The organism is Aquabacter spiritensis (assembly GCF_004346185.1).
GTDB lineage: Bacteria > Pseudomonadota > Alphaproteobacteria > Rhizobiales > Xanthobacteraceae > Aquabacter > Aquabacter spiritensis.
This window is the reverse complement of sequence record NZ_SMAI01000025.1, coordinates 1-13,356: the sequence shown is the minus strand read 5'-3', so window position 1 is coordinate 13,356 and position 13,356 is coordinate 1. Positions and strand designations below refer to the sequence as shown.

Genomic DNA, 13,356 nt, shown 5'->3' with positions numbered 1-13,356 from the left:
TCGTGCCGATCGCCATGGAGGAGAAGCTGCGCTTCGCCATCCGCGAGGGCGGCCGCACCGTCGGCGCCGGCGTCGTCGCGTCCATCATCGAGTGAGGCGATCGCGCGCCGGTCGCGGACCGAATCGGTCGGGCCGGCGCGGCGCCGGACGGGTGTGAAAGGGTCGGCCCCGGCGGCCGGCCCTTTTGCGTTCGATGCCCCCGGCCGCCTCGGCGCACGCCGCCGGATGCGCAAGCGGGGCGGCGCGACGCACGCGGGGAAAGCGGGCCGGAGCCTCTTTACAGTTTCGTTCCGTCTGACTAGACACACAAGCCCGCTGCGCTGGATCGGATTTCCGGCGCGCGGGCGCATATCCTCGAGTGCCCCGGCAGTAGGAGTGTAGCTCAACTGGTTAGAGCACCGGTCTCCAAAACCGGGGGTTGGGGGTTCGAGTCCCTCCACTCCTGCCAGCGCATCGGGGGTTGGGTGCGGGCGGTTCAGGCCCGCAAGTGAGGCCGCAGGCGCTTAGGCGCGCGGCCAGACGTTTCACGACGGCGAACCATCGAAGCTTTGCGGCGACGGGGGCCGGAACCGAGGAGAGGCGAGGTCGGCGCAAGCCCACCGGGCCGAGGCGATATGGCGAAGATCAGTCCCGTCGAGTTCTTCCAGCAGGTCCGCAACGAGACCGCCAAGGTCACGTGGCCCACCCGGCGCGAGACCCTGATCACGACCGCTATGGTGTTCGTGATGGTTCTGATCGCGTCGCTGTTCTTCCTGGTCTCCGACCAGATCATCCAGTTCGGCGTGAGCCAGATCCTGCGGATAGGGCATTGAGAACGGCCATGGCGAAGCGCTGGTACATCGTCCACGCCTATTCGAACTTCGAGAAGAAGGTCGCCGACGCGATTCGCGAACAGGCCGACCAGCGCGGCCTCGGCGATCTGTTCGAGCAGATTCTCGTCCCCACCGAGAAGGTGGTCGAGGTGCGGCGCGGCCGGAAGGTGGACGCCGAGCGGAAATTCTTTCCCGGCTACGTCCTGGTGAAGATGGACCTCACCGACGAGGCCTTCCACCTCATCAAGAACACGCCGAAGGTCACCGGCTTCCTGGGCGCCGACAACAAGCCCATGCCGATCTCGGAAAACGAGGCGATGCGCATCCTGCAGCAGGTGCAGGAAGGCATCGAGCGGCCGAAGCCGTCGATCAGCTACGAGATCGGCGAGACGGTGAAGGTCGCCGACGGCCCGTTCGCCTCGTTCAACGGCATCGTCGAGGAAGTCGACGAAGGCCGCTCGCGCCTCAAGGTCGCGGTCTCCATCTTCGGCCGCGCCACGCCGGTCGAGCTGGAGTTCGGCCAGGTCGAGAAGGTCTGAGGCAAAGGCCCTCTCGGGCCCGGCCATCGCGCGCGGGGCATGCGGCACCCGCCCGGGCGGCGGATGGCGCTCCGTTCGCCCTTGCCACCGGGCCGCGCATCCCTTATGTGAACGAGCTTTCCCGTCCCGCGCCGCGAGACGGGGAGGCGAGGCCGGAGATTTTCCGGCACGCGAACGTGGGAGGTGACGGGGCGTCTCGCCAATGCCCCCGAGATCCGCACCACGGACCCTGGCCGTTTTGCTCCGCCCATGGCGGGCGATCGGCGCTTTATCGGGAGTAGGACATGGCGAAGAAAATCACCGGCTACATCAAGCTGCAGGTCGCGGCCGGCAGCGCCAACCCGGCGCCGCCCATCGGCCCCGCGCTCGGCCAGCGCGGTCTGAACATCATGGAATTCTGCAAGGCGTTCAACGCCCAGACGCAGAAGGAAGAGAAGGGGATGCCGATCCCCGTCGTCATCACCGTCTACCAGGACCGCTCCTTCACCTTCGAGATGAAGAGCCCGCCGGTCTCCTACTTCCTCAAGAAGGCCGCCGGCCTCGAGACGAAGAAGAAGCCGGGCTCGGGGTCGAAGACCCCCGGCAAGGGCGCGACCATCGGCAATGTCTCGCGCGCTCAGCTCAATGAGATCGCCGAGAAGAAGATGAAGGATCTCAACTGCGACACCGTCGAGGCGGCGGTGCGCATGCTCGAAGGCTCGGCCCGGTCCATGGGCCTCCAGGTTCAGGGGTGACGGCGATGGCAAAGCACGGAAAGCGCATCCGCGCCGCGAGCGAAGGTATTGATCGCGTCAAGCTCTATTCGCTCGACGAGGCGCTCTCGCTCCTGAAGGAGCGGGCGACCGCGAAGTTCGACGAGACCATCGAAGTGGCGATGAATCTCGGCGTCGACCCGCGCCATGCGGACCAGATGGTCCGCGGCGTGTGCAACCTGCCGAACGGCTCGGGCCGCACGGTGCGCGTGGCGGTGTTCGCCCGCGGCGCCAAGGCGGACGAGGCGAAGGCGGCCGGGGCCGACATCGTCGGCGCCGAGGATCTCCTCGAGAGCATCCAGGGCGGCAAGATCGATTTCGATCGCTGCATCGCGACCCCGGATCTGATGCCGCTCGTCGGCCGGCTCGGCAAGATCCTCGGGCCGCGCGGCCTGATGCCGAACCCGAAGGTCGGCACGGTCACGATGGACGTGAAGGGCGCGGTCGGCGCGGCCAAGGGCGGCGCGGTCGAGTTCCGCGTCGAGAAGGCCGGCATCATCCATGCCGGCATCGGCAAGGCCTCCTTCCCCACCGACAAGCTCGCGGAGAATATCCGCGCGTTCGCCGATGCGGTCGTCAAGGCGCGTCCCACGGGCGCCAAGGGCACCTATGTCCAGCGGGTCGCGGTGACCTCGACCATGGGCCCGGGCATCAAGGTCGAGCCCAACACCGTCCTGATGGCGACCTCCGCCTGAGGATTCGCGCGGCCCTGCGGGGTGCGGGTGAGCGGACGTGAAACATGATGGGGGCCGGACGGCTGCGTCCGGCCCCTTTTCATTTCTGCCGGCAGACAGAGGACGGCCCCGGCCGGTCGCGGCAAAGGCGATGGCGTCGGGATGTCCAGAAGAATTATTGCGAGAGGGCGTGACAAGACGCCTCCGACGCTTTATAGCATCCGCTCTCGCGCTGCGGAAACGCAGTGATGAGGTAAGATGTTAAGGCTTCCGCGCTGGAGACGGCGTTGGAGGGGCTGGGAGGGCTCGCCCACCCGGCCTTTTAGTTCGTCCCGAATTCCGGCTCCGGCCGGGCCGGGATGGGCGAAAGTCCTGTCCGAGACTGCCGGTGCCGCGCCTCGCGTGCGGCTTAATCCTCGTCGGGTGTCCTTCCGGGCACCTTCTTGAGGGCCAGCATAGACGGGGAAGACCGGAATTTCAGGCGGCGCGCAGGCGTCGCCGCAGAAGATCGGTTCGAACCAGCACCTTGTGGCCGGTGACCCGGATCCCGAGGGGACAGGGCATGTGAGCGTCGCGCAAGCGACCCGGCATGTCCCGAAAGGACGGTCCGGGAACGGGCGTGCGGCAGGTGCAACCGGCGGAGCCAGCTTTGGTTCCGCCACAGGCTTAAAGAGAGCCAGACGTGGATCGAGCGGAAAAACATGAGCTCGTCACGACGCTCACCGAAGTGTTCAAAACCACTTCGGTCGTCGTGGTGGCCCACTATTCCGGCCTCACCGTGGCCCAGATGTCGAAGCTACGTCGACAGATGAAGGCCCAGGGTGCGACCGTGAAGGTGGCTAAAAACCGCCTCGCCAAAATCGCTCTGGAAGGCTCCGACGTCGCCCATGTGGCGTCCCTTCTGAAGGGACCCACCGTGATCGCTTATTCCAACGATCCGGTGGCGGCGCCGAAGGTTGCCGTCGACTTTGCCAAGGCGAACGAAAAGTTCGTCATTCTCGGCGGAGCGATGGGCAAGACGGTCCTCAATGCTGACGGTGTGAAGGCGCTCGCCACCATGCCGTCGCTCGATGAACTGCGCGCGAAGCTGGTCGGCCTCATCCAGGCCCCGGCAACCAAGATCGCCCAGCTCACCACTGCGCCGGCGGCCAAGCTCGCCCGCGTCTTTGGGGCCTATGCCAAACAGGACGAAGCCGCGTGAGGCGGTTGGATCTCGCAATCCTGGAAATCGAACCTATCTTAGGAACATACGACAATGGCTGATCTGACCAAGCTCGTCGACGAGCTGTCCTCCCTCACCGTCCTCGAAGCCGCCGAACTGGCGAAGCTGCTCGAGGAAAAGTGGGGCGTTTCCGCCGCCGCCGCCGTTGCGGTTGCGGCCGCTCCGGGCGCCGGCGCCGCTGCGCCGGTGGTCGAAGAGCAGACCGAGTTCACTGTCCTCCTCGCTGCCGTGGGCGACAAGAAGATCGAGGTCATCAAGGAAGTTCGCGCCATCACCGGTCTCGGCCTCAAGGAAGCCAAGGATCTGGTCGAAGGTGCGCCGAAGCCCGTCAAGGAAGGCATTGCCAAAGACGAGGCCGAGAAGCTCAAGGCCCAGCTCGAAAAGGCTGGCGCCAAGGTCGAGCTCAAGTGAGCTTGTGAGGTTCGGTGCTCCGGGGCGCGTCCCCGGGGCACCCTTTCGCGTCCGCCGCCGGGTATCCGGGGGCGGTGCGGCGTGGATGCCGGATCGGCGGGGGTGGATCCGGCGTGCATGAGGGGACGGGCGGCGCCTTCGGGGGCCGCGGTTTCAGGACGGTTCTCCCTGCCGCCCGAAAGCGGGCTGCACGGCGAGCCGTTTGGGTTCGGAAGGGGATGGCTTTACGCCCCCACCTTTCCGGCATGATGGCGATGGGTTCCAAGGCCGGCGCGGATCCCCTTCCACGGAAGGGCCGAGCCAGGGACCACGACGGACGAGGATCGAGATGGCGCAAACGTTCACCGGTCGCAAGCGTATCCGCAAATTCTTCGGCAAGATTCAGGAAGTCGCTGAGATGCCGAACCTCATCGAGGTTCAGAAGGCGTCCTACGATCAGTTCCTTCAGATCGAGGAGCCGAAGGGCGGGCGCGCCGACGACGGGCTCCAGGCGGTGTTCAAGTCGGTATTTCCCATTTCGGACTTCTCCGGCGCGGCGATGCTGGAATTCGTGCGTTACGAGTTCGAGCCGCCGAAATACGACGTCGACGAGTGCCGCCAGCGCGGCATGACGTTCGCCGCCCCGCTGAAGGTGACGCTTCGCCTGATCGTGTTCGATGTCGACCCCGACACCGGCGCGAAGTCGGTGAAGGACATCAAGGAGCAGGACGTCTATACCGGCGACATCCCGCTGATGACGATGAACGGCACGTTCATCGTCAACGGCACCGAGCGCGTCATCGTCTCCCAGATGCACCGCTCGCCGGGCGTCTTCTTCGACCACGACAAGGGCAAGACCCATTCCTCGGGCAAGCTCCTGTTCGCGGCGCGGATCATTCCCTATCGCGGTTCCTGGCTCGACATCGAGTTCGACGCCAAGGACATCGTCTATGCCCGCATCGACCGGCGCCGCAAGATCCCGGTGACGAGCCTGCTTTATGCGCTCGGCCTCGATGCCGAGGAGATCCTCGACACCTTCTACGAGAAGATTCTCTACACCCGCGCCAAGGACGGCTGGCGGATGCCGTTCGATCCCAAGCGGATGAAGGGCTACAAGGCGATCTCCGACATGGTCGACGCCGATACCGGCGAGGTCGTGGTCGAGGCCGGCAAGAAGCTGACCGTGCGCGCGGCGCGCCTGCTCGCCGAGAAGGGGCTCAAGGCCCTGAAAATCTCCGACGAGGAGATGGTCGGGCAATATATCGCGGAGGATCTGGTCGATCCCACGACCGGCGAGATCAATGCCGAGGCCGGCGACGAGGTCACCGAGAAACTGCTGAAGGTGCTCGAAGAGGCGGGCTATAACGAGATCCCGATCCTCGACATCGACCACGTCAATACCGGCGCCTATATCCGCAACACCCTCTCGGTGGACAAGAACATCGCCCGTGAGGATGCGCTGTTCGACATTTACCGCGTGATGCGTCCCGGCGAACCGCCGACGATCGACAGCGCCCAGGCGATGTTCCACTCGCTGTTCTTCGACAGCGAGCGCTACGACCTGTCCGCGGTCGGCCGCGTGAAGATGAACATGCGCCTCGACCTCGACGCCGAGGACACGGTGCGCACGCTGCGCCGCGAGGACATCCTCGCGGTCATCCGCACGCTGGTGGAGCTGCGCGACGGCAAGGGCGAGATCGACGACATCGACCATCTCGGCAATCGCCGGGTGCGTTCGGTCGGCGAACTGATGGAGAATCAGTACCGCATCGGCCTGCTGCGCATGGAGCGCGCCATCAAGGAGCGGATGTCGTCGGTCGATATCGACACGGTGATGCCGCAGGACCTGATCAATGCGAAGCCGGTCGCGGCGGCCGTGCGCGAGTTCTTCGGGTCGTCCCAGCTCTCGCAGTTCATGGACCAGACCAACCCGCTCTCCGAGATCACCCACAAGCGCCGCCTCTCGGCGCTCGGCCCGGGCGGTCTCACCCGCGAGCGGGCGGGCTTCGAAGTGCGCGACGTGCATCCGACCCATTACGGCCGGATCTGCCCGATCGAGACGCCGGAAGGCCCGAATATCGGCCTGATCAATTCGCTGGCGACCTTCGCCCGCGTCAACAAATACGGCTTCATCGAGACGCCCTACCGCAAGGTGGTGGACGGGCACGTGACCGACGAAGTGGTCTATCTCTCCGCCATGGAGGAGGGGAAGTATCACGTCGCGCAGGCCAATATCCCGCTCGACGCCAATGGCCGCTTCGAGGAAGACCTGATCGTCTGCCGCCATGCCGGCGACGTGCTGCTGGTCTCCCCGGACCGGGTCGACTTCATGGACGTGTCGCCCAAGCAATTGGTGTCGGTCGCGGCCGCGCTCATCCCGTTCCTCGAGAACGATGACGCGAACCGCGCGCTGATGGGCTCGAACATGCAGCGCCAGGCGGTGCCGCTGGTCCGCTCGCAGGCGCCGCTCGTCGGCACCGGCATGGAAGCGGTGGTCGCCCGGGATTCGGGCGCCGCCATCGCCGCCCGCCGCACCGGCGTGATCGACCAGGTGGACGCGACCCGTATCGTCATCCGGGCCACGGAAGAGGCCGACCCGTCCAAGTCGGGCGTCGACATCTACCGCCTGATGAAGTTCCAGCGCTCCAACCAGTCGACCTGCATCAACCAGCGTCCGCTGGTGCGCGTGGGCGACCAGGTGAAGAAGGGCGACATCATCGCCGACGGTCCCTCGACCGAACTCGGCGAACTCGCCCTCGGCCGGAACGTGCTGGTCGCGTTCATGCCGTGGAACGGCTACAACTTCGAAGATTCGATCCTGCTCTCGGAGAACATCGTCAAGGAAGACGTGTTCACCTCGATCCATATCGAGGAATTCGAGGCGATGGCCCGCGACACCAAGCTCGGCCCCGAGGAAATCACCCGCGACATTCCCAACGTCTCCGAAGAGGCGCTGAAGAATCTCGACGAAGCGGGCATCGTCTATATCGGCGCGGAAGTGCGGGCCGGCGACATTCTGGTGGGCAAGATCACCCCCAAGGGCGAGAGCCCGATGACGCCGGAAGAGAAGCTGCTGCGCGCGATCTTCGGCGAAAAGGCCGCCGACGTGCGCGACACGTCGCTTCGCCTGCCGCCGGGCACGACGGGCACGATCGTCGAGGTGCGGGTGTTCAACCGCCACGGCGTCGACAAGGACGAGCGCGCTCTGGCGATCGAACGCGAGGAGATCGAGCGGCTCGCCAAGGACCGCGACGACGAGCAGGCGATCCTCGACCGCAACGTCTATGGCCGTCTGACCGAGCTGCTCGACGGCAAGACCGCGATCGCGGGGCCGAAGGGCTTCAGGAAGGACACCGAGATCACCCGCGCGATGCTGGGCGAGTTCCCGCGTTCGCAATGGTGGCTGTTCGCCGTCGCCGACGATGCGATGATGAGCGAAATCGAGGCGATCCGCGCCCAGTACGACGAATCGAAGAAGCGGCTCGAGCAGCGCTTCCTCGACAAGGTCGAGAAGCTGCAGCGCGGCGACGAGCTGCCGCCCGGCGTCATGAAGATGGTCAAGGTCTTCGTGGCGGTGAAGCGCAAGATCCAGCCCGGCGACAAGATGGCGGGCCGCCACGGCAATAAGGGCGTGGTCTCGCGCATCGTGCCGGTGGAGGACATGCCCTTCCTCGAGGACGGGACCAATGTCGACATCGTGCTGAACCCGCTCGGCGTGCCGAGCCGCATGAATGTCGGCCAGATCCTCGAGACCCATCTCGGCTGGGCCTGCGCCGGTCTCGGCCGGCAGGTGGCGGCCGCGGTGGACGCCTATTACGGCAAGAAGGACGAGGGCGCGCTGCGCGCAACGCTCGAAGGCATCTACGGCAAGGACGACATCGCCGTCCTCAAGCCCAACGAGCTGACCGAGCTGTCGGAAAACCTGCGCAAGGGCGTTCCGATGGCGACGCCGGTGTTCGACGGCGCCCACGAGGCGGACATCGAGGCCCAGCTGGAAAAGGCCGGTCTCGATCCGTCGGGCCAGTCGACGCTCTATGACGGGCGCACCGGCGAGCCGTTCGACCGTAAGGTCACGGTCGGCTACATCTACATGCTGAAGCTGCACCATCTCGTGGACGACAAGATCCACGCCCGCTCGATCGGCCCCTATTCGCTGGTCACCCAGCAGCCGCTCGGCGGCAAGGCGCAGTTCGGTGGACAGCGCTTCGGCGAAATGGAGGTGTGGGCGCTGGAAGCGTATGGCGCGGCCTATACGCTCCAGGAGATGCTGACCGTGAAGTCGGACGACGTCGCCGGCCGCACCAAGGTCTACGAGGCCATCGTGCGCGGCGAGGATACGTTCGAGAGCGGCATCCCCGAGAGCTTCAACGTGCTGGTCAAGGAGATGCGCTCTCTCGGCCTCAACGTCGAGCTGCTCAATTCCAAGACCGGGCGGAACGTCAGCCCCGGCACTCGCGAAAACCTGCCCGCGGCCGAATAGGCCGCGTCGAACGGGCGGAGGCGTCGCGCCTCCGCCGACGCCGATGCGTGGTTCAAATTTCCCGGCGCGACCCCTCAGGCGGCATGAGGGCGAGGCGCCGAGCCGAAGGAGACGGCGATGAATCAAGAGGTGATGAATCTCTTCAACCCGGCGACCCCGGCTCCGACCTTTGATCAGATCAAGATCTCGATCGCGAGCCCGGACAAGATCGCCTCGTGGTCCTATGGCGAGATCAAGAAGCCGGAGACCATCAACTACCGGACGTTCAAGCCCGAACGCGACGGCTTGTTCTGCGCGCGCATTTTCGGTCCGATCAAGGACTATGAGTGCCTGTGCGGCAAGTACAAGCGGATGAAGTACAAGGGCATCATCTGCGAGAAGTGCGGCGTGGAAGTCACGCTCTCGCGGGTGCGCCGCGAGCGCATGGGCCATATCGAGCTCGCCGCCCCGGTCGCCCATATCTGGTTCCTGAAGTCGCTCCCGAGCCGCATCGGCCTGCTGCTCGACATGACGCTCAAGGACCTCGAGCGGATTCTCTATTTCGAATATTTCGTCGTGCTCGAGCCGGGGCTCACCCCGCTCAAGTACCGTCAGCTGCTGTCCGAGGACGACTATCTCCGGGCGCAGGACGAGTATGGCGAGGACAGCTTCACCGCCATGATCGGCGCCGAGGCGATCCGCGAGCTGCTGCGCTCGATGGACCTCGACAAGATCGCGGCCGATTTGCGCGTCGAGATTTCCGAGGCGACCACCGAGCTGAAGCCCAAGAAGCTCGCCAAGCGCCTGAAGATCGTCGAGGCCTTCCAGCTCTCCGGCAACAAGCCGGAATGGATGATCCTGACGCACGTCCCGGTGATTCCGCCGGACCTGCGCCCGCTCGTCCCGCTGGACGGCGGCCGGTTCGCGACCTCGGACCTCAACGACCTCTACCGCCGCGTCATCAACCGCAACAACCGCCTGAAGCGGCTGATCGAACTCCGCGCGCCGGACATCATCATCCGCAACGAGAAGCGCATGCTTCAGGAGGCGGTCGATGCGCTGTTCGACAACGGCCGGCGCGGCCGCGTCATCACCGGCGCCAATAAGCGGCCGCTGAAGTCGCTCGCCGACATGCTGAAGGGCAAGCAGGGCCGGTTCCGCCGGAACCTGCTCGGCAAGCGCGTCGACTATTCCGGCCGCTCGGTGATCGTGGTGGGTCCCGAGCTGAAGCTGCACCAGTGCGGCCTGCCGAAGAAGATGGCGCTCGAACTGTTCAAGCCCTTCATCTATGCCCGCCTCGATGCCAAGGGCCATTCGGCCACCGTCAAGCAGGCAAAGAAGCTGGTGGAGAAGGAGCGTCCCGAGGTGTGGGACATCCTGGACGAGGTGATCCGCGAGCATCCCGTGATGCTGAACCGGGCGCCGACGCTCCATCGCCTCGGCATCCAGGCGTTCGAGCCGGTGCTGATCGAGGGCAAGGCGATCCAGCTCCACCCGCTGGTCTGCGCCGCGTTCAACGCCGATTTCGACGGCGACCAGATGGCCGTGCACGTTCCGCTCTCGCTGGAAGCCCAGCTGGAAGCGCGCGTGCTCATGATGTCGACCAACAACATCCTGCACCCCGCGAACGGCCAGCCGATCATCGTGCCGTCGCAGGACATCGTGCTCGGGCTCTATTATCTCTCGCTGATGCGCGAGAAGGAGCCCGGCGAGGGCATGATGTTCGCCGACATGGGCGAGATCGACCATGCCATCGCCGCCAAGGCGATCACGCTGCACACCAAGATCCGCGGGCGCTATATCGGCTTGAATGCCGAGGGGCGGCGCTATTCCAAGATCTACGAGACCACCCCCGGGCGCATGAAGATCGGCGAGTTGCTGCCGAAGCATCCGAAGGTGTCCTTCGACGTCGTCAACAAGCTGATGACGAAGAAGGAAATCTCCAACATGATCGATGCGGTCTACCGCCATTGCGGGCAGAAGGAGAGCGTGATCTTCTGCGACCGGATCATGTCGCTCGGCTTCTACAACGCGTTCCGCGCGGGCATCTCCTTCGGCAAGGACGACATGGTCGTGCCGAAGAAGAAGTGGGATCTGGTCGAAGAGACCCGCTCGCTCACCAAGGAATACGAGCAGCAGTACAATGACGGCCTGATCACCCAGGGCGAGAAGTACAATAAGGTCGTCGATGCGTGGGGCAAGTGCACCGACCGCATCGCCGACGAGATGATGAAGGAAATCTCCTCCGTCAAGAAGGACCCGAAGACCGGGCGGGACGCGCAGATCAACTCGATCTACATGATGTCCCATTCCGGCGCCCGTGGGTCGCCGGCGCAGATGAAGCAGCTCGCCGGCATGCGCGGGCTGATGGCCAAGCCCTCCGGCGAGATCATCGAGAGCCCGATCATCTCGAACTTCAAGGAAGGCCTCACCGTGATGGAGTATTTCAACTCCACCCACGGCGCCCGCAAGGGTCTGGCCGACACCGCCTTGAAGACCGCGAATTCGGGCTATCTGACCCGTCGTCTCGTCGACGTGGCGCAGGATTCGATCATCACGGAAGTGGATTGCGGCGGCCAGAGCGGCATCCATATGCGCGCCATCGTCGATAGCGGGCAGGTGGTCGCTTCGCTCGCCTCGCGGGTCCTCGGCCGCACCGCGGCGGAAGACGTGATCGAGCCGGCGACCGGCACCGTCATCGTGCCCAAGGGCATGATGATCGAGGAATGGCATATCGAGCGGATCAACAAATCGGGGATCCAGGAGATCAAGATCCGTTCGGTGCTCACCTGCGAGACCCGCAACGGCGTCTGCGGCACCTGCTACGGGCGCGACCTCGCCCGCGGCACGCCGGTCAATATGGGCGAGGCGGTCGGCGTCATCGCGGCGCAGTCGATCGGCGAACCCGGCACCCAGCTGACCATGCGCACCTTCCATATCGGCGGTGCGGCGCAGCTGGCGGACAGCTCCTTCGTCGAGAGCAATTTCGAGGGGACGGTCCGGATCCGCAACCGCAACGTGGCGCGGAACTCGGAAGGCGATCTCATCGTCATGTCGCGCACCCTCGCCGTCGTGATCGTCGATCATGACGGCACGGAGCGCGCCGTGCACCGCATCCAGTACGGCTCGCGCCTGAAGGTGGACGAAGGCGATACCATTAAGCGCGGCCAGCGCATCGCGGAATGGGATCCCTACACCCGCCCGATCCTGACCGAGGTGGACGGCACCGTCGGCTTCGAGGACCTGGTCGAAGGCCAGTCCTTGAACGAGGTGATCGACGAATCGACCGGCATCGCCAAGCGCGTCGTCACGGACACCCGTGCGGTGCGCGGGGCGGACCTGCGGCCGGCCATCCTCATCAAGGGCAAGGACGGCAAGATCCTGAAGCTGGCGCGCGGCGGCGACGCCCGCTACTCGCTGCCCGTCGAGGCGATCATCTCGGTCGATCCCGGCATCACCATCAAGGCCGGTGACGCCGTCGCCCGCGTGCCGATGGAGAGCGCCAAGACCCGCGACATCACGGGCGGCCTGCCGCGCGTGGCGGAGCTGTTCGAGGCGCGCCGTCCCAAGGATGCGGCGATCATCGCGGAGATCAGCGGCACGATCCGCTTCGGCCGCGACTATAAGAACAAGCGCCGGCTCACGATCGAGCCGACCGAAGGCGGGGATCCCGTCGAGTATCTGATCCCGAAGGGCAAGCACATCCATCTCCAGGACGGCGACATCGTGGAGAAGGGCGACTTCCTGGTGGACGGCAACCCGGCGCCGCACGACATCCTGGCGATCAAGGGCGTGGAAGAGCTCGCGGCCTTCCTCGTCAACGAGATCCAGGAGGTCTACCGGCTCCAGGGCGTGAACATCAACGACAAGCATATCGAGGTCATCGTCCGCAACATGCTCCAGAAGGTGGAGATCGACGATGCGGGCGAAACCGAGTTCCTGGACAACGAGCAGGTCGACCGGATCGAGTTCGTGGAAGCCAATGAGAAGGCTGTGGAAGAGGGCCGCAAGCCCGCGACCGGCCATCCCGTGCTCCTCGGCATCACCAAAGCGAGCCTGCAGACCCGGTCCTTCTTCTCGGCGGCCTCGTTCCAGGAGACCACCCGCGTCCTCACCGAGGCGGCGGTCAACGGCAAGGTCGATCCGCTGGACGGGTTGAAGGAGAACGTCATCGTCGGCCGCCTCATCCCGGCCGGCACCGGGGCGCAGATGAACAAGCTGCGCGCCGTGGCGAACTCCCGCGACGACCTGATCATCGCCACCCGCGACGGCGGCGAGACCCAGCCCATGGTGACGGGCCCGGCCGACGCGGCCGAGTAATCCTTCGGGCTTTAGGGCCCGGAACCGAGGTGTGGTCGAACCGCCGCGCCGGTCGACCGACAAGTCAGCCTCTTGAGAGCCGCCCTTCGGGGCGGCTCAGACCGCTGACAAACCCCTGGCGCGAGCCGGGGGTTTTTGATTCATTCGGGTATGCTGAAGAAACCCGGCCCGACCCAGACCGCTCTTGA

At 65.3% G+C, this 13,356-nt stretch carries 9 protein-coding genes and 1 tRNA gene; all 10 read left to right on the top strand.

The features are described 5' to 3' along the window. Positions 1-95, top strand: a 95-nt coding sequence (locus EDC64_RS22865) for an EF-Tu C-terminal domain-related protein (protein ID WP_131837545.1), incomplete at its 5' end; no start/stop codon positions are given. Between the two features lie 276 nt (positions 96-371). Beyond that, a tRNA-Trp gene (locus EDC64_RS22860) sits at positions 372-448 on the top strand. 166 nt (positions 449-614) lie between these two features. Beyond that, entirely contained in the window at positions 615-812 is a 198-nt protein-coding gene (secE, locus tag EDC64_RS22855) for a preprotein translocase subunit SecE (protein ID WP_132036112.1), read from the top strand. Positions 813-820: 8 nt separating this feature from the next. After that, positions 821-1,351: a transcription termination/antitermination protein NusG gene (gene nusG, locus EDC64_RS22850; protein WP_132036110.1), complete on the top strand. Its 531-nt coding sequence runs from the start codon at positions 821-823 to the stop codon at positions 1,349-1,351. A gap of 284 nt (positions 1,352-1,635) precedes the next feature. Then, on the top strand, positions 1,636-2,085 hold the full coding sequence (gene rplK / locus EDC64_RS22845) for a 50S ribosomal protein L11 (RefSeq protein WP_132036108.1): 450 nt from the start codon (positions 1,636-1,638) through the stop codon (positions 2,083-2,085). 5 nt (positions 2,086-2,090) lie between these two features. Continuing rightward, positions 2,091-2,798: a 50S ribosomal protein L1 gene (gene rplA / locus EDC64_RS22840; protein WP_132036106.1), complete on the top strand. Its 708-nt coding sequence runs from the start codon at positions 2,091-2,093 to the stop codon at positions 2,796-2,798. A 661-nt stretch (positions 2,799-3,459) separates the two neighbouring features. Then, positions 3,460-3,978, top strand: a complete 519-nt coding sequence (rplJ, locus tag EDC64_RS22835) for a 50S ribosomal protein L10 (RefSeq protein WP_132036104.1) — start codon at positions 3,460-3,462, stop codon at positions 3,976-3,978. Positions 3,979-4,032: 54 nt separating this feature from the next. After that, on the top strand, positions 4,033-4,410 hold the full coding sequence (gene rplL / locus EDC64_RS22830; RefSeq protein WP_132036102.1) for a 50S ribosomal protein L7/L12: 378 nt from the start codon (positions 4,033-4,035) through the stop codon (positions 4,408-4,410). Positions 4,411-4,738: 328 nt separating this feature from the next. Further along, the gene (gene rpoB / locus EDC64_RS22825; RefSeq protein WP_132036100.1) at positions 4,739-8,869 is read left to right on the top strand and encodes a DNA-directed RNA polymerase subunit beta; all 4,131 of its coding nucleotides are present in this window, start codon (positions 4,739-4,741) and stop codon (positions 8,867-8,869) included. Between the two features lie 117 nt (positions 8,870-8,986). Further along, the gene (gene rpoC / locus EDC64_RS22820; RefSeq protein WP_132036098.1) at positions 8,987-13,168 is read left to right on the top strand and encodes a DNA-directed RNA polymerase subunit beta'; all 4,182 of its coding nucleotides are present in this window, start codon (positions 8,987-8,989) and stop codon (positions 13,166-13,168) included. Positions 13,169-13,356: the final 188 nt, after the last annotated feature.

What these genes read in the sequence shown, in the direction of transcription:
- rplK (WP_132036108.1), top strand. Translation starts at nt 1,636, where the DNA reads ATGGCGAAGAAAATCACCGGCTACATCAAGCTGCAGGTCGCGGCCGGC.
- rplL (WP_132036102.1), top strand. Translation starts at nt 4,033, where the DNA reads ATGGCTGATCTGACCAAGCTCGTCGACGAGCTGTCCTCCCTCACCGTC.
- rplA (WP_132036106.1), top strand. Translation starts at nt 2,091, where the DNA reads ATGGCAAAGCACGGAAAGCGCATCCGCGCCGCGAGCGAAGGTATTGAT.
- secE (WP_132036112.1), top strand. Translation starts at nt 615, where the DNA reads ATGGCGAAGATCAGTCCCGTCGAGTTCTTCCAGCAGGTCCGCAACGAG.
- nusG (WP_132036110.1), top strand. Translation starts at nt 821, where the DNA reads ATGGCGAAGCGCTGGTACATCGTCCACGCCTATTCGAACTTCGAGAAG.
- rpoB (WP_132036100.1), top strand. Translation starts at nt 4,739, where the DNA reads ATGGCGCAAACGTTCACCGGTCGCAAGCGTATCCGCAAATTCTTCGGC.
- rpoC (WP_132036098.1), top strand. Translation starts at nt 8,987, where the DNA reads ATGAATCAAGAGGTGATGAATCTCTTCAACCCGGCGACCCCGGCTCCG.